Source organism: Bacillus aerolatus (assembly GCF_009183655.1).
In the GTDB taxonomy this organism is placed as follows: Bacteria; Bacillota; Bacilli; order Bacillales; family Domibacillaceae; genus Pseudobacillus; species Pseudobacillus aerolatus.
The window spans coordinates 41,837-61,789 of the sequence record NZ_WEIO01000007.1 but is presented as its reverse complement, the minus strand read 5'-3'; the positions used below and the strand labels follow the sequence as shown (position 1 = coordinate 61,789).

Sequence of the window (19,953 nt, the reverse complement as noted above, 5' to 3'; positions counted from 1 at the left end):
ATAACCTTTCACCAAGGAAGTCAAAAAGCGGACTTCTTTGGTGAAAGAACATTTGCTTGTCGGGGCTGATCAAGGCGCTTCCGCTTTTCTTTATTCTTTATAAGCCGGGTCAGAAATAATGATTTCTACTCGGCGATTTTTTTGCATATTGTCTTTACTTATGTTCGGAGCAAGCGGTCTCGTATCTCCGTATCCGACAGCGATGAACCGCTCGGGGGCCAGCCGGCCATTTTCAATAAAAAAACGGATGACGCTGCTTGCCCGCGCACTGGATAGTTCCCAGTTAGACGGATAAATCGAATTTTTAATCGGCCGGTTGTCCGTATGTCCCTCCACCTTTACTAAGTTAGGCATCGTTTCCAGCAATTTGCCGACTTTTTCTAAAAATGGATACGCTTCATGTAAAACGACAGCATCCCCCGTACTAAACACGATCTGCTCCTGCAACACGAGTACAACGCCGCGTTCGTTCCTGATCGCCGCCGCTGTATCTTCCAGCTCATTCTTCTGTAAATACTTCTGCACTTCTTCAGCAAGCTGATCAAGTGATTGTTCATTTAGATCCGCTTCTTCTTTATTCATTTCTTCCGCCGGATATTCCCCCGGGATGATAGAAGAATCTTTTTCAAAGACGGCATCTTGTTTGAATGCCTGCGCGATGGCTTTAAATTTGATCATATCGATTTGGGACATAGAAAAAAGTAAAATAAAAAAAACTAATACGAGCGTCACAAGATCGGCAAACGTCACCATCCATTTAGGAGACCCCTTTTGTTTCGGCTTGCGGGAGGGGCGGCGCCGGCTAATCATGCCCTTGCCGCCTCACTTGCTGCTATGACTTCTTTTATTTTCCTTTTGTCTTTAGCTAAAAATGCCTGCAGCTTTTCCTGAAGGATTTTAGGGTTTTGTCCCGACTGTACCCCGACAACTCCTTCAATAATGATTTCACGGAAAAACACTTCTTTTTCTGTTTTTAATTCCAGCTTGGCAGCCAGTGGCAAAAAGACGAGGTTCGCAAGCAGTGCCCCATAAAAGGTTGTCAAAAGTGCTACTGCCATATTAGGCCCGAGTGAAGCTGGGTCATCCAAGCTTTTCAGCATGAGTACGAGGCCAATCAGTGTACCGATCATTCCCCAAGCCGGTGCATATTCCCCTGCTTTTTCCAGCATGCTTCTTTTTTTGCGGTGCCGCTCTTCTAAAGCAATGATCTCAGCATTTAAAATGTCTACGATCATGTCTTGTTCAAGACCGTCGACCGCCAGCAGCATGCCTTTTTTTAAAAACTCATCTTCTCCATCCTTCAATTCGGTTTCGAGTGTAAGCAACCCTTCACGGCGGGCTTTTTCTGACAACGTTGCGAATCGTTGGATGAGCGCTTCCAAATCATTCTCTTCTTCACGGAAAGCTTGGCTCGCAACTGTAAATAACTGCTTGACATCACTCAGCGGAAAATTGATCAGCAAGCCGGCTGTCAGTCCGCCCAAAACGATTAAGATTGACGGCAAATGGACAAATGAAGAGAAGCCTTCTGTGCCGCCGCTCGTTAAAATTGCAAGCATCAGCAGCACAAATCCAATGAGAATTCCAATTGGCGTCAGTGCATCAAACTTTTTCATCTTTCCTCCCCTATTCTCTATCGAAAAAACTTAAGTATACTTTTACTATCGGAGGAAAACTTACTTTGTTGACCCTCTTTTTTCGATTCGGTGGGGCAGTACGACAATCGGGCTTTCAACTTCTTCTTTATTCATGTATTTCGTTAACAGTCTCATTGCGACCGCTCCAATGTCATATAGCGGCTGAACGACAGACGTCAGCTGTGGGCGAACCATTAAGGCAAGTCTTGAGCTGTCAAAGCTGATAACTTCGAGTTCTTCAGGAATCTTCACACCGCTGTCTTGGGCACCGTGAATGACACCAAGAGCCATTTCATCATTGTTGACAAAAACAGCGGTTGGTTTGACCGATGCTTCCTGAAGCTTATGCCACGCTTCTATGCCGGAGTCATACGTATAATCGCCTTCCACTACAAGTTCATCTGCTGTCGATAAACCAGCAGAAACAAGTGCATCCCTGTACCCATTTAACACGTATTGGTTGATCGTATCGTGAAGCGGGCTGGCGACAAAAGCAATATTTTTATGGCCTTTTTCCGCTAACATGCTGACAGCGTCAATGGCTGCTTCCCGGTATTCAATGTTGACCGATGGGATCCGGCCGGTTGATTCTACAGAGCCTGCGAGTACAACTGGAACAGGCGAGCGTTCAAATTCTTCCACATGTTCTTTCGTAATTTGTCCGCCCATGAACACAAGTCCGTCTACTTGTTTGCCGAGCATCGTGTGGATCAAATGGAGTTCTTTGTCTGCATTTTGGTCAGAATTGCTTAAAATAATATTGTATTTATACATCGTCGCAATGTCTTCAATGCCTCGCGCCAGCTCCGCATAAAAAATATTTGAAATATCAGGGATAATCACACCGACTGTCGTCGTTTTTTTGCTGGCGAGTCCGCGGGCGACGGCATTCGGACGGTAGCCGAGCCGCTCAATCACTTCAAGTACTTTTTTTCGTGTAGCTGGTTTCACGTTTGGGTTGCCGTTTACTACCCGGGAAACGGTTGCCATCGAGACACTCGCTTCTCTCGCCACATCGTAGATCGTTATATTCATTTTATTATCTTCTCCTTCATATTAGCTTCTATCTCTATCTTAACAAAAAAAACCCCTGTGAATACACAGGAGTTACGCTTTTACAGGAATAGATTGAAGGACTTCACTGTAAAATTCATTAAATTGTTGCAAATTCATTTGCTGAGCGGAGTCGGAGAGGGCTACTGCCGGATCCGGATGCACTTCAGCCATCACACCGTCTGCCCCGATAGCAAGCGCTGCTTTCGCTGTTGGAATTAATAAATCACGGCGTCCCGTAGAATGTGTCACATCAACAAGGACTGGCAAATGTGTTTCTTGTTTTAAAATCGGCACTGCTGAAATGTCGAGTGTATTGCGTGTCGCGCGCTCGTATGTACGGATGCCGCGCTCACATAGAATGATTTGATCATTTCCACGTGAAATAATGTACTCGGCCGCGTTAATGAATTCTTCGATCGTTGCTGCCAAACCGCGCTTCAGCAATACTGGCTTTTTCACATCGCCGGCTGCTTTTAACAGCTCGAAGTTTTGCATGTTACGGGCACCAATTTGAATGACGTCAATGTAGTCGCAAGCAAGCTCTACGTCGGCCGGATTAACAATTTCGCTGACAACGCCAAGATCGTACTCATCAGCTACTCTCTTTAAGATTTTCAGTCCTTCCAGACCAAGTCCTTGGAAATCGTAAGGAGATGTACGCGGTTTGAATGCGCCCCCGCGGATTAACTTTAATCCTTTATCTTTAATGGCTTGTGCCACTTCTGCTACTTGTTCGTAAGATTCTACTGCACACGGTCCAAACACGAATGTCGGCGAACCATTCCCTACTTTTTCCCCGCGAATCTCGACGATTGTGTCTTCCGGCTTCTTTTTACGGGAAACGAGAAGCGCTTTGCGGTGATCGTCCTGCTGTAATTCCAGTCCTGCTTTAAAAATTTCTTTGAACAAATGTTCGATCGTTGAATTTTCAAACGGACCATTGTTGCTGTCAACGATTTTATTCAACATAGCTCTTTCGCGGACAGGATCATAACGGTTGACACCTTGCTTTTCTTTAACTCTTCCAATTTCCTGAACAAGCGATGCACGCTCGCTAATAAGGTTCAAAAGCTCTCCGTTTATTTCGTCAACACGCTGTCTTAACTGATTTAAGTCTTGGTTACTCACAATTATCATCCTTCCGCTTTTATGGTGTCCAAATTTTCCAATAAATTCACTTGAATCTTTCCTCTAATAAGCTTCCACTCTTTCGCCGGCTGAAAGAATGGTCCAGAGGAGAAACATTTATTTTTAATATTAGGGATTATTATAAATCAAACATTCTGAAATGTCACGAATAATTTTCTTTATTTATTAAACGCTTTTAAGCGTTAAAGCGGGAGAGTGAAAAAACAATGGCTAAAAAGGCGTTAAAAAGCCTTTTTAGCCATCTTTATCATTTTGTGTCTTTTTTAAGAACTTGAGCTTTTTAATTGTTCCTGTGTGATTTTCCAATGTGATTCATGCCAGGAAGGCTTTCCGCTTTCAAATAAAAACGCTTGCGGAGATTGATGAGTAATACCGTATTCATCTGCAATGTAGTTCGACAGCTCTCTTGAATCCTGCACAGCTAAATAATAGCCTTTTTCATCCGGGTGCTCATTTAAAAATGCCGTGTATTCATCAAAGGCATTAGCGCTTACCGGACATGTCGTACTGTGTTTGAAAAAAAAGAAGCGTTCGTTCTCTTCCACGAGTCTTTCAAAATCAGCAATCAATTCAACTTTTTCCAAAATAGTCACCTTTCCATTCAAAAACAGCGGGCATTACCCGCTGTTTTCATTACTTATTGTTCTTTTTATTATTTTGTCTGCTGCTGTTATTGTTATTGGAACTATTACTATTCAGGCCCGGTTTGTTGGAAGAATTGCTGTTGTTTTTAGTGGCGATGCCTGTTGTACTCTGACTTCCGCTTTTTTCATTAATTCCCACATCAGCCGGATTCGCCTGGGCTGAAGACGCTGGTTTAGATGAGTCGGAAGAGCTGCTAAGGGCACTTGTTGAACTGCTCGCTGACCCGCTTGATTGATCTATGCTTTTTTCCGTTTGTTCAAACGCTTTTTTTGTTTCTTCGAGCTTTTGCGCAACAGATTCTTTCACGGAATCAGCTGTTGCTCCCGCTTTGTCCATCGTGCTGCTGGAGTTTGAGCCGCTGCCGGATGGCACCATCGTTTTCACTTTATCCATTAAGACGCCGGACTGCTCTTGAACAGTCTGAGTAAGCGTGGAAGACTTATCTTTAGCAACAGCCGCAATGCCATTTCCTTTTTCTCTTGCCATATCGGTCCATTCGCTTGCGCGGTCTTTTAATGTACCTGCTTGTGAATTAAAATCTTCACGCAGTTCTTTGCCAGATTTCGGCGCCATAAATAAAGCTGTTGCTGCTCCAACTAAACCGCCGACTAAAGCTCCGATCATGAAATCTTTCGTGTTCATGCTGCCGTCATCATAATTCGTGTTCACGTCTAAATTGTCATACTTTACGTTTGGTTTTTTCACTTGTCCCATATCCATCTCTCCTTTAAATTAATAATCTGTCTGGCGAGTAACCGGTGACACCCGTTCTGAAGGAGGCAACGCCCCCGCTCTTACCGTTTGCGTACGACCTTCTTTTCCATCTTTGAATTTCTCAACGAGCTGTTTAACTACATTTCCCCATTGCACTGCCTGGGAAATTTTGTACTGGTTTTTTTCCATTTGTGAGGCAACAGTCGTTGTTACTTTATTGATAGACTGGTTCAGATTCTGGACAGTCGAACCAACATCTTTCACAGCATTCACTACTGTATTCATCTGTTCCGTTTTTTGCTGGATGTCTTCAGCGAGCACGTTCGTCTTATGTAGTAATTCTGTGGTTTCCGCTGTGATCCCCTGCATTTGTCCTTCCAGTCTGTCTACCGTACGGGAAAGGCTGTCCAATGTTCTGTCTACTGATTTCAATGTTTTGGACAAATTTAACACGAGAATTAAAAAAGCAATCGCTGCAACCGCAGCACTCAAATACAAAATAATTACCATTCCGTGACACCTCCTACAAGTTGTTATATAACTAAAGTTACCCCACAAATAAAACATTAAACACTCTTAACTTCTCCTAAACACCCGTTTTTCCTTCTTATTTGCTAAAAAAGAATAAATTGTTCATTTTTTAGCAGCTCCATTAGCAAAGTTATCCACCATGCGATTATTTTATAGTTTCCTAAACAAAAAAACTGCCGGAGAATTCCCCCGACAGCCGGTGAGAAAACGACGGCCGTCATTTTCTCATTATTCTTCATTTAAATGTTTTTCATACGCGGCTTGAAACTTTTGAATATCGCCGGCTCCCATAAAGATCAGCACACCGTCTTTATGTTTAGATAAAAGTGAAGTGTCTTCTTCTTTTATCAAAATAGCCCCGGGGATTTTCCCCTGCAAATCTTCAATCGTCAATTTGCCGTGATTCTCCCGGGCCGATCCGAAAATATCACATAAATAAACAGCATCCGCTCCACCGAGACTCTCCGCAAAGTCGTCTAAAAATGTCTGCGTTCTCGAAAATGTATGTGGTTGAAAAATCGCGACAATTTCCCTGTCCGGATATTTCTGGCGCGCCGCATTGATGGTCGCCTTTATTTCCGTTGGATGATGGGCATAATCATCAATCAGCGTCTGGGTGCCAATTACTTTTTCTGAGAAGCGGCGCTTCACTCCTTCGAATGTAAGAAGCCTTTCCTTTACAATATCTGTATCAATTTCTTCATAATGACAAAGTGCAATCACAGCAAGCGCATTTAAAATATTATGGTCGCCATACGTCGGAATTTTAAATGTAGCATAAAATGTATGGCGGACGAATACATCAAACGTCGTACCGGTCGAATCATGCTGGACATGGCGCGCCTGAAAATCATTTTCTTCCGCAAAACCGTAAAAGACGACAGGAACTTTTGCCTGAATGCCTTGCAAATACTCATCGTCGCCGCATGCAAAAATTCCTTTTTTTACTTTTAACGCCATTTCCTGAAACGCGGAAAACACGTCTTCCACATCCGCGAAATAATCGGGGTGGTCAAAGTCGATGTTCGTCATAATTGCGTAATCAGGATCGTACGATAAAAAGTGACGGCGGTATTCACACGCCTCAAAGCCGAAGTATTCCGCTGCTTTTTCACCTTTACCAGTGCCGTCCCCAATTAAAAACGAGGTCGGTTTTGCCCCGCTGATCACATGGGCCAGCAAACCGGTTGTCGACGTCTTTCCATGGGCACCCGTCACAGCAATGCTCGTAAAGCTTTGCATAAAGTCTCCGAGAAAACGATGATAGCGGATGACAGGTACTTGCAATTCATTCGCCCTTTGAATTTCTTCATGATCATCCGGGAACGCGTTGCCCGCGATGACGGTCATGCCAGGCTGAATGTTATCAGCCCGAAACGGAAGAATCGGTATGCCCGCTTCCTCCAGTGCTTTTTGTGTAAAAAAAGATTTATCAACATCAGAGCCTTGCACATTTTCACCTTGATCGTGAAGTACTTGCGCAAGGGCGCTCATTCCCGAGCCTTTAATTCCAACAAAGTGGTATGTTGTCATAATAGAACCTCCAGCATTCGTCTATCCGTAAGCATTATATGTATCTTAAGCCATTTTGCCCTTTTGTAGACGACGGACAGTTAGCATTTCACATTGAAACATTATAGCATTTTTTTCGGCGGCTGACTATGTACAGGGCAAAACCGCTTTATTTTACGCCTAAAAATAGGCGGAGCCAAGTTACGGCATGGCCCGCCCTATGATCATCTATTGCACAGGCTAAAAGAATACCATGAAATATTAAATCGTACTAGTCTCATTTAGAGCGTGCAAGTCTTCCTCTGTCATCAACACTTCCCGCGGTTTTCCTGCCCGCTGTCCGGACACAAGCCCTTGCGTTTCCATCATTTCAATTAACCGGGCCGCTCGGTTATACCCAATTTTAAAATGGCGCTGCAAAAGCGAAGTGGAAGCCCCGCCCTGACGGACAACAAATTCACACGCTTCCGGAAAAAGCTCGTCTTCTGTTTCCAGCAGTTGTGCTTTTTGCAAAAGTTCTTCCTGCTGAAATAAATAATTCGGCTCCTGCTCTTTTCTGGCGTGCTCCACGACCGTATCAATTTCGTCGTCTGAAACGAACGTCCCCTGCAAACGGACCGTTTCAGACGCCCCGTTATTTAAGAGCAGCATATCGCCGCGGCCAAGCAGTTTTTCAGCTCCGCCTGTGTCAATGATCGTGCGTGAATCTACTTGTGATGACACGGAAAAAGCAATCCTCGTCGGAATGTTCGCTTTAATTAACCCTGTAATGACATCGACAGACGGGCGCTGTGTGGCCACAATTAAATGAATACCACACGCCCGCGCTTTTTGCGCAATCCGGCAAATCGCTTCTTCCACATCAGCCGGGGACATCATCATCAAATCAGCCAACTCGTCGATAATAATAACGATGTAAGGCAAATGTTCGCTTTTGCGTCCGTGCGTTTCTGCTTTTTCATTGTATTTCGTAATGTCGCGGACACCGGAATGAACAAACAATTCATAGCGCCGCTCCATTTCCTCTACCGCCCACTTTAAGGCAGCCGTTGCCGCTTTCACATCAGTGATTACAGGGCTCACTAAATGAGGAATTCCGTTGTAAGGCGCCAATTCCACCATTTTCGGATCAATAAGCAGCAACTTTAATTCATGAGGCGCCGCTTTATACAAGAGGCTGACAAGAATCGAGTTGATGCAGACACTTTTTCCAGATCCTGTCGCACCAGCGATTAAGCCGTGCGGCATTTTTTTCAAATCCAGCACAGCCGGCTCGCCAGAAATATCAAGACCGAGTGCTGATGTGAGCGGAGATGAATTTTCTTTAAACGCCGGGCTGGAAATAATTTCGCTAATTTGCACCGGGCGGCTTTCTTTATTCGGCACTTCTATGCCAATCACCTGCGTGCCCGGAATCGGCGCTTCGATCCGGATATTGCGCGCAGCAAGGCTCCGCTTAATGTCGTCTGTTAAGTTCGTAATCTTGCTTACTTTCACGCCCCGCTCCGGTTCGACTTCAAACCTTGTGACGGAAGGGCCGACAGTCACATTCACGACCGTTGCTTTCACGTTAAAGTTTTTAAATGTTTCATTCAGCACTTCACTTTGGGCATCTACCCATTCACGGCTTGTTTCTTTAAAAACAGGCGGAGATAAGTAAGATTCACGCGGAAAGACGTAATGTTCCAGCTCAGCCGCAAAAGCTGTGCCTTGCTGAAGCGCCTCCGGTTCTTCCGCCTGCAACGGGAGACTCTTCGGCTCCGGCGCAATATGGCTGGCACGTTCGTCTACTGCCGAAAGCACGGCAGCAGGTGATTCTTGCTGTACAAGTGCAGGCTTCTCCTCTTTGCGCTTTTTCCACACTTCCCGATCCTGTTTCGACATAATGACATTAAATGGTGTTTGCCTTCTTTTTCGGCTTCTTTCTTTGGCACGTGACACACCTGTTTCTTTCGGGAGCTTTCCATCCGGGTTTGTCGGCGGCGCCGGCTTTTCTTCCACTTCAATCGGCACAGCTGCTTCTTCTTTTAATGGAGGGACTGCAGCCGGATTTGTTTCTATTGCAGGCTCCGGTTCCACTTGTTCTTCTTCCTCCAAAAACGATGGAACGGCTTCTACATCAAATGCTTTTTTCTTTTCTTCCGGTTTAAATAGAAGCAGCGGTTCTTCTTTTTGCGGTTTCTGCACTGTCTGTTCTTTTTCTGAAATATCGACAGGCGCAATAACCACTTCTTCTTCCTTTTCGACTTTAATTTGCTGCGGTTCTGATTCCTTTTCAGTAACAGGAGAGTAGTTCGCTTCTATCTCTTCTTCCTTCTCAACTATTATTTGCGGCGGTTCCTGGTTCTTTTCAATAACAGGAGACGGAACCACTTCTATCTCTTCTTCACGTTCGATTTCTTGGAGATCATTTCCCTCTTTCAACGGACGCTTTTTAAAGCCGTATACCGGCGACGGAATTTCTGTCGGGCGAAAAGGACCTGGAAGCGGCTTATAAACAGGTGCAGCTTTTATCGGGTTTTCATGAACCGGCTCCTGTTCTTCCATATGTTCATCCTCTGCACGCCCTACAACACTCTTATCCAAAGCTTGTTCAACGGAACGCCTCTCCCGCCGCGGCCTCGGTGATAAATCTTGGCTGGCTGGAAAGCGAAACTCTCTTGAAGGATATTGATAAGCTACTTTCGCTTGAATTTCCTGTGCATCAGGCGTCCGTTCGTGAATTGAATAAGGTCTTGTCTGTTTTTCCACATTTTCAGGCAGCGGCTCATCGTTCTTCTGCAGATCTGTACGCTGCTCTGTTTCTTCATCTATTTCTATTTCTTCACGGAATAATCCCATCATTTTTTTAAAAAAGCTCATTAAAATCACTCTTTCTTTTTAGAGAATCAATTCATATTTTAACAGTTTTTCTCTTCATTACGATAGTTAAAGACAACAATTGAGCCTTTTGAACCGTTAAATGGAACAAAAGCGCAAGTGCCTTGATCAGCCCTGACTAGACCATAGAGGCGCCAGGCGCTTACGCTTGCCGCAGATAAATCATTCACAAACTGATCCACAGCTTCCAAAAATATACTTTCCTAAACACCAAAAAAGTCTCGGGAGCAGTTTCCCGCTTCCGAGACTTTTCAGTCACCATTATTTATTCTTTTTCTGCGCCACCCGGTTTTTAGCCATAATAAAGATCGGATCGAGTTTCCCATCTTCATAAATAAAGGAAAGAGCCGTCACCGGTACGTGCCCGTTCGTAAAAAAGCTCATCGTCATTTGGGCAAGAACGTCGTAGCCTGTTTCATTGCGGATGTCACCGATGATTAACACATCCCCATGAGGAACAGACACTGTCATTTCGCCTTCGGTTTTTTCAGCCATTTCTTTTAAAAATTTTTCGTTTAAAATTCGGCTGGCATCATAGCCGTCATTCGTATTGAGGAAATAAAATAAATTGCCGGAAACCTCATCTTTTTTCATATTCGTCGATAAGGAACGAAGGTTGAAGCGGGCCATTTCCCGAATGCGCTCTTCTGTCCAATTTTCTTTTTTCATTAACCGCTCGTCAATCAAACGGTACGTCTTTCCGAGATCCAGCGCATAATAAATGTGGGTCTCCGCGGTATGTTCATCCATAAAAAACGGCACGCCATCTGACGTTTCCTTTGGAAAGGAAGCCGAGCGGATCACCGGAAAAATGTTTTTTTCCTGATCAGACAGGGAATGGTCCGCTCCCATAACCGCCAATGCTTCTTCCACGTAATAAACGACTTCATCGATGGCTTGTTCTTTTTTCGTATGCCATTTGGCAACAATGCCGGGCAAGGAAACGGTGATTCCTTTACGTGAGTCTTTATTTTCAATCCGCAGTTCATCTTTTTCGCGGTCGAATGAAAATGAGCGATCTTCCTGTTGCAGCCGCTCTTCGAGAATTCTTCTTAATTTTTTCGAATCCATAATTTCTCTCTCCTTTCTCAACAAAGACGCCTGGCTGCCGGCGATCCGCCGCTTTCCATTAGGAATCGGAAAGCGATGGGAACTGCCGGCGAACCAGACGCTGTATCTTTATAGTCCTTCAATAAATTGCTCGATTTCTTCTTTCGTTTTCCGGTCTTTGCTGACGAAACGGCCGAGTTCCGTGCCATTATTAAATGCCACAAAGCTCGGAATGCCGAAAATGTCCATGCTGATGCATAAATCAAGAAAGTCATCGCGGTCGACATAAACAAATGTATAGCCATTGAATTTCTCTTCAATTTCCGGCAGCACCGGTTCAATCACCCGGCAGTCCGGGCACCAGTCGGCGGAAAATAAAAAAATGTGCTTTCCTGATTGTTTCAGCTGTTGAAACTCGTCCATTGAAGTTAGTTTTTTCACGTTTATTTGCCCCCAGTTGAAATAGTCATCTGGCCTGGTTGAATCCAGCCTTTTTTCCTCATTGCTTCTGATATCGCTAAGCTTATCACAAGCGGGCCGGCAAAATGAAGCAGAAAGACTTGCAAAAACACGCTCGGCTCAAAGCCCATTACGGAAAATGTCATAATTTGTCCAACAAAACCGGATGTACCCATGCCTGCACCTGCGGCATTGTTCATCATTGGCCATATCGTTGTGCCAATCGGCGCTAATATCGCTCCGGCAACAGTCGGCGGAATAAGGATGAGCGGGTGCTGAATAATGTTCGGCACCTGCAGCATCGATGTGCCGAGCCCTTGAGCGATAAAGCCGCCAAACTTATTTTCACGCCAGCTTGCTACTGCAAAACCGATCATTTGCGCACTGCAGCCGATCGTCGCGGCTCCCGCAGCCAACCCGTTTAAATCAAGCATTAACGCGATCGCTGCACTTGAAATCGGAGCGGTAAGGGCCAGTCCCATTAACACGGCGACTAAAATGCCCATTGTGATCGGCCGTTGCAGCGTCGCCCATTCAATCCAGCCTCCAAAAAGCTTCATAAAGGTATCAATGCCTGGCCCTAAAAAAGCAGCTGCCGTATACCCGGTTGCGATTGTGACAAAGGGAGCGACAATAATATCCACTTTTGTCGTGCCGCTGAGTGCTTTACCAACTTCCGCGCCTAAAAGTGCCGCTACGTAACTTCCTGCAGGTCCGCCGAGAGCCGCTCCTGCCGCTCCTGTTACGGCACTTGCAAACAAAACAAGCGGCGGCGCCTTCAAGCCAAAAGCGACAGCCACTCCAATCGCAGGGCCCATTAAGCTCATGGCCAACTTGCCCATTTCTATTAGAAAAGGAACATCAAACTGTTCGCCGATTGTTTTAATAATCAGCCCGATAATGAGTGAGCTGAACAGCCCAAGTGCCATATAACTGAGCGCTTCCACTAAATATACTTTTGGTGACAGCGAGACACCTTTCTTTTGTAAATATGCTTTCACAATGATTCCTCCTTACACCTTCATTGACTGGTGTAAAGACAATTATATACTGGTTTGTAGACTAGATGAAGAGGCTGCCGCTATTTTTTCAGTAAAAACTGTCCCAACAATAGTTTTGCCACATGTAAAAACATTTCATCCCTCGTCACAAGCCCATTTGTAAACACGCCGACGGCTCCTTCGTGCTGACGGATACCTTTGCGCGCGGTAAAATGATCCATGACCGGACCAAGCTCTTCCCCGCTGCGAAGGCGATCCGCTATTTCCTGTGGCAGCAAAATTCTCGCACCGCCCGCTGTCACAACCGGATGATTCTTCGCCGCAAGCGCTCCCCAATTACACAAATACAGCCCCTCCTCCGCTTCCATCACTCCACCTTCAAGACCAATCCCGATATCGGCTTTCTCTTCGAACAACACATTTTCAGCCCGGTTAATCGCTCCCCGGCGCGTTTCTTCATCGGAAAACGGCTGTTCGCTAACACCGGACGGAACAGAAATCGACACAAGTTCTGCTTCCAGCCCCGCGGCTCTTGCCGCTTTTTCCACGGCGAGTTTCTTCGCCCCGTTTGTTGAACCAATCGCTATTTTCAATGTATTTCCTTCTTTCTATACATGTATCTCGAATCCGCACTCTTCCCTTTTAGAGCTACAGAGAAGTATGGATTTAGAGATATTTACTTTGATTTTGAATTTTTACGTCCAATAGACCGGGAAGCATATAACAGAGACCTGTTCAACTACTGCGAACAGGTCTCTGTTTTTACTTGTTATTTTGATTAACACTGCCCTTTAAAATTCGCTGCTCTTTTCTCAGCTCCCTGCCTTCAGCGAATCAACGGTCGCTTTGTCGCTCGCTTTTACAAGGCGGGTAATCAGCTCTTTTGCTGCCGCGTAATCATCGACGTGAATGATGGACGCATGCGTATGGATATAGCGTGAACAAATGCCGATGACCGCACTCGGTACACCTTCGTTCGATGTGTGGACGCGGCCGGCATCCGTTCCGCCTGGTGATACAAAATACTGATATGGAATGTTGTGGCTTTCAGCTGTATCGAGCACAAATTCGCGCATGCCGCGGTGCGTCACCATTGTCCCGTCAAAAATGCGCAGCAGGGCGCCTTTGCCGATTTGGCCGAATTCTTTTTTATCACCTGATGCATCATTGGCCGGGCTCGCATCAAGTGCAAAGAAAATATCCGGCTTGATCATTTCCGCTGCTGTCTGGGCGCCGCGCAAGCCGACTTCTTCCTGTACAGTCGCTCCGGAGTAAAGCGTATTCGGCACCGTTTCTCCTTTCAGCTCTTTCAGCAATTCAATCGCCAGCCCGCAGCCGTACCTGTTGTCCCACGCTTTGGCGAGAATTTTTTTCTCATTAGCCATCGGCGTAAAAGCGGACACTGGCAAAATCGGCTGCCCCGGCTTGATGCCAATTTTTTTCGCATCTTCTTTATCATCCGCGCCGATATCAATCAGCATATTTTTAATTTCCATCGGCTTTTTGCGCTGCTCTTCACTTAACAAATGAGGAGGTATGGAACCGATCACACCAGTTATAGGACCTTTGTTTGTCATAATTTGGACGCGCTGTGCGAGAAGTACCTGGCTCCACCAGCCGCCAAGCGGTTGAAAGCGGATCATACCGTTATCTGTAACCTGTGTCACCATGAATCCGACTTCGTCCATATGGCCCGCGACCATCACGACCGGGCCGTTTTCCGTTCCTTTTTTCACACCAAACATACTGCCAAGCCCGTCTTGCACGATCTCATCCGCATAAAGCTTCAGCTGTGAGCGCATAAATCGGCGTACGTCATGTTCATTTCCGGAAGCTCCGGGAAGTTCAGTTAACGTTTTGAACAGTTCCATCGTTTCTTTATTCATTTATATGATCCCCTTTTTAAAATCTGCATTGATTTCATTTTACAGAAAATTGGGCCCGCTTGCCAGCAATGAACCCGGAACAGTCAATGAAAAACAGAGAAAGACTTTCCATCTATGAAAGGCAGACATTTCAATTCGCTTCATATTTGCGGTATACTATTAGCAATCTATTAAACAGGGGTGATTGTGATGAATATCAATTGGGGTACATTTATTTTAGGAGCGGCAGCAGGAGCAGCAGGGGCTGTGCTCGTGCAACAAGGCTTAGCGAAAACTACATATGTGTCAGCGGAGAAAGCGTTGAAAGAAGTAAAGGAAGCATTTAAAACTGAGGGGTCGATTGACGGGTCCTGGATTAAAATGAAGCCGGAGCCATTGACGAAAACTGGCTTAGATAAAATGGTGTACAAAGGCGGCGTGTCCCGCACGATCGGCCAGGAAAGAGAACAATTTGAATTTGTTGCCGACTCCAAAACCGGAGCGATTATGGACGTATATAGAACATATTAATCAACAAGAGGTTGTCCCCAAAAGCCGGTTATTCACCGGCTTTTGGGGACAACCTCACTTTTAATTAATAAAATAGAACGGCGCTGTAATGTGTTCCGGGTTTCAGAGTTTCGACAAACATCAGAAAGCGTGGACAAAATACCCGAAACAATGAACAACTCTCTAATCAATGTGCTTTCCCTTATTGGTTTGTGAGCGGGAGCACGCTCATAAATCATAAAAGCCTTTGAGGCAGCTCCGCTTTTTATCCGTTTCCCACCGCAGCTTTTTCCCGCTTAACGCAGTCGATGAGTTCCCCATCCTTATCCCACTTCACAGCCCGATACACCGCATCATGGTAAAAGAAGAACCAAGCTCCTTTTTTCATTCCTTCCGGCAGCCACTTTTGTTTCGCAGCAATGGAATCCATCGGATAATCATCATACGCCATCACCCACAATACATTTTGATGCGCATGAGTCGCCATTAAGTCCGCCATATGAATGAGCCATTCGCCGCCGCTTTCGATTGTAACAATAGAATGGCCGTCACTGTGGCCGCCTGTATAAATCATTTTCACGCCTTTGACTGGTTCCAATTCTTTTTTATATGTTTGCACCTGGCGCTCGATCGCTTCCCAGTTTTCTTTCCAGTACGTATTTCTTGAACGGATATTCGGATGCCTCATTTCTTCCCACTCAGTTTCCGATGTATAAATAACAGCGTTCGGAAAAGCAGACACAAGCTTTCCGCCCTCCAGTTTTGTTAAGCCCAGCGCATGGTCAAAATGCATATGCGTCATGAGTACGATATCAATATCAGCAGACGTCAAGCCCAGCTCTTGCAAGCCTTCCTCTACTTTCGATTCTTCTTCCACCCCGTAATTGCGGATTTGCTTGTCCGTCAACCGTCCGTTTCCTATTCCAGCTTCAATTAAAATATTTTTTCCTTCCAACTGAAAAAAAATTGGATCAGAACGCAATTCAATCTGGTTCTTTTCATTGTGGGCATATTTGCGCGACCAGAGCGGTTTTGGCACAACGCCAAACATCGCTCCTCCATCCATATGGGTTACGCCTCCGTTTAACCACGTTAAAGTCACGTCCCCCGCTTTTAAAGTTTCCATCAGCATACCTCCCCTTTGTTCATACGCCATCAATTGTAACACTTTTCGAAAAATTGTACTATTTAGCCGGATTTTGACAATGGGAAAGCCCTTTAATTTATTCATACATATTATTCATAAACTTGCTCACTTTAAAGATATAGCATCCATGGGAGGAGTGATAATAGTGATAAAAATGAAGCATTTAACAATAGCTTTTTTGCCAATTCCTTTATTGTTTGGCTGTAACGCTTTTCAAGGAAATCAACCGCTAAACGAGCCCGATCGCAATAACATCCAAAACGTTCGATATAATCCGGATGATGACGATATGAGAGATAACCGAATGGATGTCAATAATTTCGATCATAATGATGTTAATAACGCCGATCGCAATGGCGTTAATGACGTAGATCGCAATGTTGATAATGAAAACCGAATGGAAGTGGCTGATAAAGCGGCTGATCGAGTAGCAGACCTAGCAGAAGTAAACACAGCAAACGTTATTGTTACAAACCGTAATGCCTACGCCGCAGTTGTTTTAAAAGACGGAGCAGCAGGCAAAGTAACTAATCGACTTGAAGAGAAAATTGCTGGTGAAGTAAGGGCTGCTGATCCGGATATTCGAAACGTATATGTATCAACAAACCCTGATTTTGTTGACCGAATGACGGATTACGGAGATAGAATTAATGCAGGTGATCCGGTAGAAGGTTTCTTTGAAGAATTCAATGAAACAGTGCGAAGAGTCTTTCCGAATCCTCGTTAAGTTGTTGATTCTTCTTATATCTTTTATCTTTGAAAAAGGATGAGACACTACTTAACAGTAATGCCTCATCCTTCTTTTGCTTCATTATGGATTTTTCGTCAGCGATATTTCGCTTCAGCGCGGTAAATCCGCTGGCCTTTCGCCGAAAATTTTTCTTCGTATTCTGTCATGATGTTGCCTTTAAAATCACTGCTATGGAGATCCAGACTCACAAATGTGAGCAGCATGCCATATTCTGAAAAACTTCGCAGTGAAAATTCAAACAGCCCCTGATTATCCGTTTTAAAATGAATCTCGCTGCCATCCGGCATAATGTCTTCATATAGCTTTAAAAATGTCCGATATGTCAGTCTCCGTTTTTCGTGGCGGTTTTTTGGCCATGGATCGGAAAAATTTAAATAAACGCGGCTGACATCTCCTTTGGCGAAATATTGGCCAAGATTTCTCGCATCGACATTTAACAGCTTCACATTAGGAAGGTCCGCTTCAATGAGCCGGTCGAGCGCCGAAATAATCACGCTTTCATACAGTTCAACGCCGATAAAATTAATATCCGGGTGAGCTTTTGCCATTTCTGTAACGAACTGGCCTTTTCCTGTTCCGACTTCAATGTATAAAGGATTGTTATTGTTAAATACTTCTTGCCAATTTCCAGCGTGGCCTTCTGGATTCGGAACAATATATTGGGGATGAGCCTCTATTTTTTCCCGGGCCCATGGTTTATTTCTTAATCGCATAGCGGCACCTCATTCATAATTTTTTCGTTCAAACCATACCACGACTCTTGCGGACATGCAACAACAAAATTCAAGAAAAAAAGAGCCCTGAGGACCCTTTTTTCTCTCATTCAATATGCGAAAAGCCGCTGCGGATATTAAGGTAAAATCCTGGAAAGATCACGGAGACCTTCATTCATTTCCCGCAGACGCCCTTTTTCCTTATCCCATTGGATAGACAAAAGCGTTTGGGCCAGAACGTGCCACTTCATCCGCAGTTCGAGGTGCGGAGTAAATGCCAGGCCATATTGAGCAAGCCAGTTTTCCCACTGACTTACTTCTATATATTTATACAGCAGCATCCCGAGATCAACAGCCGGATCTGCAATCATCGCTCCGTCCCAATCGATTAAGTACAGCTCATCTTCATCTGACAAAAGCCAATTATTATGGTTAATGTCTCCGTGGCAAACAATGTATTCCCCATGTTCAGCGTCTTGAAGCCGGCTATAAAGAAACGCAACGGCTGACTGGACATCCTTGTGGGCGATCGTTTCCGCATCGAGCTGCTGTTCGATATGCGCCACGATCATTCCAGGGTCCACCCGCTTTTTCCCAAGCTTTTCAAGCATGGATAACAGCGGCTGGGAAGAGTGAATCTTGCTCATTAGCCTGGCCACCCGGCTTTGCGTCATTTCCACCGGAGCGAGTTCGCGGCCTTCGAGCCAGTGCTGGGCTGTAATTACATCTCCGTTTTCCATCCGCTTTGTCCAGATCAGCTTCGGAACAATGCCTTCAGCCGATAAAACAGCCAAAAAAGGAGAAGAATTTCTTTTCAAAAATAACTGCTGCCCGTCGTGCTTGGCTACATATGCCTTTCCTGTTGCTCCGCCGGCCGGAGTGATTTCCCAATCTTGTCCAAGTAAGTGTTCCACCGTTAGTCACCTTCATTTTTGTTTGACTCGTTTTATGCAAGAATAATAAATGCGCAAGCGCCTTGATCAGCCTTAGGCAAAAATGTTCTTTCCTCAAAGAAGTCCGCTTTTTGACTTCGTAGAGGAAAGGTTATTTGACCTCGAGGGGCTAGGCGCTGGAGCTGGACGTAGACCTGCCCCAGTAGCAAAGTGATCCACAATGCGATTATTTTATCATTTCCTAAGGAATAAAAAAGACAGCTATCGATCAATGACACAATAGCTATCTTTGTCATACAGTCTCCATCTCTTTATCTTCCGTTTACGTATTTATTTTAAAAGTTACCTAGTATTTTACCATGAAACCTCACATTCGGCTATGGTATTTCTCGGATTGTTGCAAAGAGCCGTACTTTGAACGCTCAAGCCTGCCGTTACCCTTCCATCAGCCTTCCTGATCTTCCGTTTCACTTTTAAAAAGAAAGTCATTATCTGCATCCCATTCCGGCCGGCGGACACTCGTCGTCTGACCAACATCCAGCACGCTTTTTGCGGCTTTAAGCTGGATTGTTTTCAGCGGAGAAGACATGCTTCTCATGCGATTAAACCAGACGGGGAACGTCCGGCTGTCCATAACCTCCAAAGAAAAAGGCGCGCTCGGATAATCAATAAATCCATTGCGGGAAATGATCGCTTTTCGAATAGGGAAGTCAATTTCTTGCCGCTGAAACAGCTTTTTCAATATGGCTTCCATTCGGCTGACGGCGAGTACTGGGCTTAACACGCGGCTTTCCTTTCCTCCATTCCTCTTCACCCAAAAGCGTTCGGTTGAGCCAATATAGACGGATTGCTCTTCCTCTTCCAAAAACGTCAGGCACCACGCTTCCGTCGGTGTCAGCAAAATGACATCAAGCTCCATCGGCGCATTTTTTAACCGGAGCACCGGTTCATACAGCAAAAGAAAGCTGTCCGGAAGCCCTTGCAGAAAAAACCTCAGCCGCTCATCGTGAAAGTATTTCGGGTCGATGTATGACTTTTCCCGTACAGTGGAGCTTGCCCACTTCACTTGAAACGTAAAAAGCTGATTTAAAAATTCCTGTTTTAATTCTTCTAAGTTAGCGGCTGACGCCAGCTCCACTGTCTCAAACATAGATGGTTCATTTTCTTTTGCAACTGCTGCTTCTTGCATTCCTTCTTCTTTTTTTCCGCGTTGAAAAAAAGATTTCAGCTTTTGCATAACACCCGGGTCACCTGGTTCTTCTTCCCGACCTTCCAGCGAAAGAGCTTCCATCACTTCTCCCCAGCGATTGCTTTCCCAATATTGCCGTGTGCTTTCCCATTGCTGTTTTTTTAAACGGACAAAACGAGCTGGATAATGGTAAATATCTGTTTCGTACCTGGAAATGTAGTCCTGTAGTTTAATCAACTGCGCCATTTTCT

The 19,953-nt window shown here is 45.0% G+C and carries 21 protein-coding genes and 1 pseudogene; 3 read left to right on the top strand and 19 right to left on the bottom strand.

Going from position 1 to position 19,953, the window contains the following annotated elements; translation table 11 throughout:
* Positions 1-90 precede the first annotated feature (90 nt).
* The 14 genes from motS to F9802_RS12410 form a co-directional block, all read right to left on the bottom strand.
* Positions 91-810 carry a flagellar motor protein MotS gene (gene motS / locus F9802_RS12470; RefSeq protein ID WP_152152401.1) on the bottom strand — a complete coding sequence of 240 codons (720 nt, stop codon included), beginning with the start codon at positions 808-810 and terminating at the stop codon, positions 91-93.
* A complete protein-coding gene (gene motP / locus F9802_RS12465) occupies positions 807-1,616 on the bottom strand; it encodes a flagellar motor protein MotP (protein ID WP_152152399.1) in 810 nt (269 codons plus the stop codon). Before motP ends, motS begins: the two co-directional genes overlap by 4 nt.
* Before the next feature lie 60 nt (positions 1,617-1,676).
* The gene (ccpA, locus tag F9802_RS12460) at positions 1,677-2,672 is read right to left on the bottom strand and encodes a catabolite control protein A (RefSeq protein ID WP_152152397.1); all 996 of its coding nucleotides are present in this window, start codon (positions 2,670-2,672) and stop codon (positions 1,677-1,679) included.
* 72 nt (positions 2,673-2,744) lie between these two features.
* Positions 2,745-3,821, bottom strand: coding sequence for a bifunctional 3-deoxy-7-phosphoheptulonate synthase/chorismate mutase (locus tag F9802_RS12455; protein ID WP_152152395.1), 1,077 nt, complete (start codon positions 3,819-3,821; stop codon positions 2,745-2,747).
* Between the two features lie 284 nt (positions 3,822-4,105).
* The gene (gene ytxJ / locus F9802_RS12450; RefSeq protein ID WP_152152393.1) at positions 4,106-4,426 is read right to left on the bottom strand and encodes a bacillithiol system redox-active protein YtxJ; all 321 of its coding nucleotides are present in this window, start codon (positions 4,424-4,426) and stop codon (positions 4,106-4,108) included.
* A 49-nt stretch (positions 4,427-4,475) separates the two neighbouring features.
* On the bottom strand, positions 4,476-5,201 hold the full coding sequence (locus F9802_RS12445) for a YtxH domain-containing protein (RefSeq protein ID WP_225435340.1): 726 nt from the start codon (positions 5,199-5,201) through the stop codon (positions 4,476-4,478).
* An 18-nt stretch (positions 5,202-5,219) separates the two neighbouring features.
* Complete coding sequence (locus F9802_RS12440; RefSeq protein ID WP_152152391.1) at positions 5,220-5,711, bottom strand: DUF948 domain-containing protein; 492 nt, start codon at positions 5,709-5,711, stop codon at positions 5,220-5,222.
* Between the two features lie 249 nt (positions 5,712-5,960).
* The gene (murC, locus tag F9802_RS12435) at positions 5,961-7,265 is read right to left on the bottom strand and encodes a UDP-N-acetylmuramate--L-alanine ligase (RefSeq protein WP_152152389.1); all 1,305 of its coding nucleotides are present in this window, start codon (positions 7,263-7,265) and stop codon (positions 5,961-5,963) included.
* Positions 7,266-7,505: 240 nt separating this feature from the next.
* On the bottom strand, positions 7,506-10,106 hold the full coding sequence (locus tag F9802_RS12430; protein WP_152152387.1) for a DNA translocase FtsK: 2,601 nt from the start codon (positions 10,104-10,106) through the stop codon (positions 7,506-7,508).
* Positions 10,107-10,144: 38 nt separating this feature from the next.
* The gene (locus tag F9802_RS19695) at positions 10,145-10,315 is read right to left on the bottom strand and encodes a hypothetical protein (RefSeq protein ID WP_191991928.1); all 171 of its coding nucleotides are present in this window, start codon (positions 10,313-10,315) and stop codon (positions 10,145-10,147) included.
* Between the two features lie 70 nt (positions 10,316-10,385).
* Positions 10,386-11,195, bottom strand: a complete 810-nt coding sequence (locus F9802_RS12425; RefSeq protein WP_152152385.1) for a DUF1444 domain-containing protein — start codon at positions 11,193-11,195, stop codon at positions 10,386-10,388.
* A 108-nt stretch (positions 11,196-11,303) separates the two neighbouring features.
* Positions 11,304-11,615: a thioredoxin family protein gene (locus tag F9802_RS12420; protein ID WP_152152383.1), complete on the bottom strand. Its 312-nt coding sequence runs from the start codon at positions 11,613-11,615 to the stop codon at positions 11,304-11,306.
* A gap of 2 nt (positions 11,616-11,617) precedes the next feature.
* Positions 11,618-12,634, bottom strand: coding sequence for a PTS transporter subunit IIC (locus F9802_RS12415; RefSeq protein WP_152152382.1), 1,017 nt, complete (start codon positions 12,632-12,634; stop codon positions 11,618-11,620).
* Positions 12,635-12,714: 80 nt separating this feature from the next.
* Positions 12,715-13,227 carry a DUF84 family protein gene (locus F9802_RS12410; protein WP_152152379.1) on the bottom strand — a complete coding sequence of 171 codons (513 nt, stop codon included), beginning with the start codon at positions 13,225-13,227 and terminating at the stop codon, positions 12,715-12,717.
* 63 nt (positions 13,228-13,290) lie between these two features.
* Between F9802_RS12410 and F9802_RS19970 the strand changes: the two are divergent.
* Positions 13,291-13,374, top strand: a pseudogene (locus F9802_RS19970) (hypothetical protein); the annotation flags it as partial.
* A gap of 72 nt (positions 13,375-13,446) precedes the next feature.
* Here the strand turns inward: F9802_RS19970 and F9802_RS12405 are convergent.
* Complete coding sequence (locus F9802_RS12405; RefSeq protein ID WP_152152377.1) at positions 13,447-14,520, bottom strand: M42 family metallopeptidase; 1,074 nt, start codon at positions 14,518-14,520, stop codon at positions 13,447-13,449.
* Between the two features lie 189 nt (positions 14,521-14,709).
* Between F9802_RS12405 and F9802_RS12400 the strand changes: the two genes are divergently transcribed.
* The gene (locus tag F9802_RS12400; RefSeq protein ID WP_318636112.1) at positions 14,710-15,030 is read left to right on the top strand and encodes a PepSY domain-containing protein; all 321 of its coding nucleotides are present in this window, start codon (positions 14,710-14,712) and stop codon (positions 15,028-15,030) included.
* A gap of 244 nt (positions 15,031-15,274) precedes the next feature.
* On the opposite strand, the gene F9802_RS12395 is transcribed toward F9802_RS12400, so the two are convergent.
* On the bottom strand, positions 15,275-16,135 hold the full coding sequence (locus F9802_RS12395) for a YtnP family quorum-quenching lactonase (protein ID WP_152152375.1): 861 nt from the start codon (positions 16,133-16,135) through the stop codon (positions 15,275-15,277).
* 166 nt (positions 16,136-16,301) lie between these two features.
* Between F9802_RS12395 and F9802_RS12390 the strand changes: the two genes are divergently transcribed.
* Positions 16,302-16,883: a YhcN/YlaJ family sporulation lipoprotein gene (locus F9802_RS12390; RefSeq protein WP_404799167.1), complete on the top strand. Its 582-nt coding sequence runs from the start codon at positions 16,302-16,304 to the stop codon at positions 16,881-16,883.
* 98 nt (positions 16,884-16,981) lie between these two features.
* Here F9802_RS12390 and trmB read toward each other — a convergent pair whose 3' ends face one another.
* The 3 genes from trmB to F9802_RS12375 all read right to left on the bottom strand — a co-directional run bounded on the left by trmB (position 16,982) and on the right by F9802_RS12375 (position 19,948).
* A complete protein-coding gene (gene trmB, locus F9802_RS12385; RefSeq protein ID WP_152152373.1) occupies positions 16,982-17,620 on the bottom strand; it encodes a tRNA (guanosine(46)-N7)-methyltransferase TrmB in 639 nt (212 codons plus the stop codon).
* A gap of 137 nt (positions 17,621-17,757) precedes the next feature.
* Positions 17,758-18,534, bottom strand: coding sequence for a phosphotransferase family protein (locus F9802_RS12380; protein WP_152152371.1), 777 nt, complete (start codon positions 18,532-18,534; stop codon positions 17,758-17,760).
* A 424-nt stretch (positions 18,535-18,958) separates the two neighbouring features.
* Positions 18,959-19,948, bottom strand: a complete 990-nt coding sequence (locus tag F9802_RS12375) for a nuclease-related domain-containing protein (protein ID WP_152152369.1) — start codon at positions 19,946-19,948, stop codon at positions 18,959-18,961.
* Positions 19,949-19,953 lie beyond the last annotated feature (5 nt).

Bases quoted from the DNA above. Each gene is read 5' to 3' on its own strand.
- motS (WP_152152401.1), bottom strand. From the start codon at position 810: ATGATTAGCCGGCGCCGCCCCTCCCGCAAGCCGAAACAAAAGGGGTCT.
- motP (WP_152152399.1), bottom strand. From the start codon at position 1,616: ATGAAAAAGTTTGATGCACTGACGCCAATTGGAATTCTCATTGGATTT.
- ccpA (WP_152152397.1), bottom strand. From the start codon at position 2,672: ATGAATATAACGATCTACGATGTGGCGAGAGAAGCGAGTGTCTCGATG.
- F9802_RS12445 (WP_225435340.1), bottom strand. From the start codon at position 5,201: ATGGGACAAGTGAAAAAACCAAACGTAAAGTATGACAATTTAGACGTG.
- F9802_RS12440 (WP_152152391.1), bottom strand. From the start codon at position 5,711: ATGGTAATTATTTTGTATTTGAGTGCTGCGGTTGCAGCGATTGCTTTT.
- murC (WP_152152389.1), bottom strand. From the start codon at position 7,265: ATGACAACATACCACTTTGTTGGAATTAAAGGCTCGGGAATGAGCGCC.
- F9802_RS12430 (WP_152152387.1), bottom strand. From the start codon at position 10,106: ATGAGCTTTTTTAAAAAAATGATGGGATTATTCCGTGAAGAAATAGAA.
- F9802_RS12425 (WP_152152385.1), bottom strand. From the start codon at position 11,195: ATGGATTCGAAAAAATTAAGAAGAATTCTCGAAGAGCGGCTGCAACAG.
- F9802_RS12405 (WP_152152377.1), bottom strand. From the start codon at position 14,520: ATGAATAAAGAAACGATGGAACTGTTCAAAACGTTAACTGAACTTCCC.
- F9802_RS12400 (WP_318636112.1), top strand. From the start codon at position 14,710: ATGAATATCAATTGGGGTACATTTATTTTAGGAGCGGCAGCAGGAGCA.
- F9802_RS12395 (WP_152152375.1), bottom strand. From the start codon at position 16,135: ATGGAAACTTTAAAAGCGGGGGACGTGACTTTAACGTGGTTAAACGGA.
- trmB (WP_152152373.1), bottom strand. From the start codon at position 17,620: ATGCGATTAAGAAATAAACCATGGGCCCGGGAAAAAATAGAGGCTCAT.
- F9802_RS12375 (WP_152152369.1), bottom strand. From the start codon at position 19,948: ATGGCGCAGTTGATTAAACTACAGGACTACATTTCCAGGTACGAAACA.